This is a genomic window from Leuconostoc sp. (assembly GCF_965300815.1).
Map to the genome: position 1 here is coordinate 1 of NZ_CBDKZH010000135.1, position 3041 is coordinate 3041.

Genomic DNA, 3041 nt, shown 5'->3' on the forward strand with positions numbered 1-3041 from the left:
CGGTTGCCAAATTGGCTTACAAATTAAACACAGAAGAAAAGGCACGGCCTTTGCTGATTGCAGCCGATGTTTACCGACCAGCTGCCATTGATCAGTTGGAGATTTTTGGGCGTGATTTGGATATCCCAGTTTTCCAATTGGGTACTGATGTTGACCCACGTGAAATCGTGCGCCAAGGACTTGCCAAGGCTGCGGAAAATAAGAACGACTATGTCTTTATTGATACGGCCGGTCGTTTGCAAATTGATGAAGTCTTGATGCAAGAATTAAAAGATGTCGCTGAAATTGCTCAACCAGATGAAATCTTGTTGACAGTTGATGCCATGACGGGACAAAACGCTGCCGAAACGGCAAAAGGCTTTGCTGAAGCGCTCGACTTAACTGGGGTTGTGCTCACAAAGCTTGATGGCGATACCCGTGGTGGGGCCGCGTTGTCAATTCGTGATGTGACAGGCAAGCCAATTAAGTTTGTCGGACAAGGGGAAAAGCCAACGGATTTGGATGTCTTTTATCCTGAGCGAATGGCCTCACGTATCTTGGGGATGGGTGACGTCCTCACGTTGATTGAAAAAGCCCAACGTGATTTTGACGAAGAAGAACAAGCCAAGCAACTTGAAAAGATGCGTCAAAACACATTTGACTTCAATGATTTTGTGTCACAATTGAAGCAAGTGCAAAAGATGGGGCCAATGGAAGATTTGTTAAAAATGATTCCAGGTATGGCCAATAACCCGGCTTTGGCTAATATCAATATTGATGCCAAGCAATTTGCGCATTTGGAAGCTATTGTGAACTCAATGACACCAGCCGAACGTGAAAATCCGGATCTCATCAATCCATCACGCCGACGTCGTTTAGCTGCCGGTGCGGGTCGCCCAATTGTTGAAGTGAACCGCATGATTAAGCAATTTGATCAAATGCGTAAGATGATGAATCAAGCGACGAATGGTAATTTTGGTGGTATTGATAAGATGATGGGTGGTGCCGGTATGGACATGTCGTCTCTTATGGGCGGCATGGGCGGTGGCATGCCAACGGGTAACTTCGGTCAAAAGGTGCAAAACTTTGCGATGAAGCAAGCTGCTCGTCGTTTGCAAAAAGCCAAAAAGAAGCGTGGTAGAAAGTAATGGCTAAGTTAGAACGGGTATTACCCACGTTTATCTTTGTCGTCATGTTGGGGTCAAACTTACTCAACATGCAACGTAGCACACTGCCAGCAATCGCTTTGGCGATTATTGGCGCGTTAATACCTGCCATTGTGGTTTTTGCACTAATCCGGTTTTTAACTTGGTGGCTACAACGCTAGGGGATTATTGTTAAAAAGGAATAGACAGTAAAGGGGAAATATGTCAGTCAAATTAATTGCATCAGATCTTGATGCAACGTTTCTAAGAGATGATAAAACGTTTAATGAAGCATTGTTCCGAGAAGTGCTTGATAAGTTACATGCCCAAGATATTCAATTTGTTGTGGCAACAGGTAATCATGTCCAAAAAGTGCATGATTACTTTAAGCACTTTGCAGGACAATATCAATTAATTGCAAACAATGGTGCAGAAGTCATCATCAATGGTGAGTTGGCCCACGTATGGGATGTGCCACATTCAGCATTAGCGACCGTTGCGCAATTGACTGACAAATATACTGATCAATTAGAACTTGGTGTGGCTTTTGTCGCAGCTGATAAGTCCTTTATGATTATCAAGCGACCAAATGAGAAGTATCTCAAGTTAGCACACGCTTATTTTGAAAATTTGCAAATCATTGATGATGTGAGCGACATTAATGAACCAATTTTAAAAATTTCATTGGTTTTGCCACATGCGGCAAATGAATTTATGCAGGATGTGAAGACTGTTTTGGGCAGCAAAGTTCATGTGACGACTTCTGGCTATGGCGCCATTGATATTGTCAATCCAGAAGTGAACAAGGCAACAGCGTTGTCATTTATGGCCGATAAGTTACATATCGCCCCCGCTGATATCATGGCTTTTGGTGACGGTCTCAATGATTTGGAAATGTTAGAATATGTTGGCCATCCAGTGGCCATGACAAATTCTGATCCAGAAATCTTGAATCGTGGCTTTGCGTTAAGTGTCGCAGACAATAATCACGACGGTGTTTTAAAAACAATTCTTGAAAAAATTTAACACGCTATGGCGTGTTTTTTTGTATACTTAAGACAACATTTTTTCAGTATTGTACCTGGTAGCGGAGGATGAAATGCCTAAAAAAGACGGCCATACCCATACACAATTTTCCCATCATGGGACCACCGAACCCTTATCAGCTTATCTCTCACATGCTGTGTCGCAAGGTTTTTCTGACTATACAGTCACAGAGCACGCGCCTTTGCCTGGTGCATTTTTAACGCAGTTTACGGGGCCAGTTGATGCACGTGATCACTCTGCCATGCATGAAGATGAATTAGCGCGGTATTGCCAGCTGGTTGACCAGTTGCAAGCTGAATTTCAGTCGCAATTGACGATTCACCGTGGATTTGAGGTGGATTTTCTGGTTGGGTTTGAACAGGACACGCGTCAATTTTTAGACAAAATGGCTGATTGGACAGATGAAATTGTTCTATCAATCCATTTTATGCCGAACAAAGCGGGGCAGTTGGCACCTATTGATTATACGCCAGCGGTTTTGGCCGCGGCATTTCCAGAAATTGTGACGGCACCGCAAGCTGTCTTTGCCCGTTATATTGCCACGGTGCAACAGAGCTTGTATTTAGCTAAGACGTTATCACACCCCACAAAAATCCGGATTGGGCATTTGACGTTAATTCGGAAGTATCAAAAATATTTTGAACTCCCGGCGTTTAATCATGAGAATTTATTAAAAATCACAACCATTCTAAATGACATGAAGTCAGCAGGCTATGAATTGGATTTCAATTCAGCTGGCCTGCGTAAGCCATTCAATGGTGAACCCTATCCTACAGCGGCAATTGCACGCCAAGCGGTGCAACTTGGCATTCCGTTGGTCTATGGTTCTGATGCGCATCAAGTGGCCGATCAGGGTCAGGATTATGACAT

The 3041-nt window shown here is 43.6% G+C and carries 4 protein-coding genes; all 4 read left to right on the top strand.

The annotated features are described in order from the left end of the window. Window positions 1-1127: signal recognition particle protein (locus ACW12G_RS07250; protein ID WP_455647636.1), on the top strand; the 1127-nt coding region annotated here is incomplete at its 5' end. Then, entirely contained in the window at window positions 1127-1306 is a 180-nt protein-coding gene (locus tag ACW12G_RS07255; RefSeq protein WP_010004267.1) for a hypothetical protein, read from the top strand. The genes ACW12G_RS07250 and ACW12G_RS07255, both read left to right, overlap by 1 nt. A gap of 40 nt (window positions 1307-1346) precedes the next feature. After that, window positions 1347-2150 carry a Cof-type HAD-IIB family hydrolase gene (locus ACW12G_RS07260; RefSeq protein ID WP_077281833.1) on the top strand — a complete coding sequence of 268 codons (804 nt, stop codon included), beginning with the start codon at window positions 1347-1349 and terminating at the stop codon, window positions 2148-2150. Between the two features lie 73 nt (window positions 2151-2223). Further along, a partial coding sequence (hisJ, locus tag ACW12G_RS07265; RefSeq protein ID WP_455647637.1) for a histidinol-phosphatase HisJ occupies window positions 2224-3041 on the top strand: 818 nt, incomplete at its 3' end.

Bases quoted from the DNA above. Each gene is read 5' to 3' on its own strand.
- ACW12G_RS07260 (WP_077281833.1), top strand. From the start codon at position 1,347: ATGTCAGTCAAATTAATTGCATCAGATCTTGATGCAACGTTTCTAAGA.
- ACW12G_RS07255 (WP_010004267.1), top strand. From the start codon at position 1,127: ATGGCTAAGTTAGAACGGGTATTACCCACGTTTATCTTTGTCGTCATG.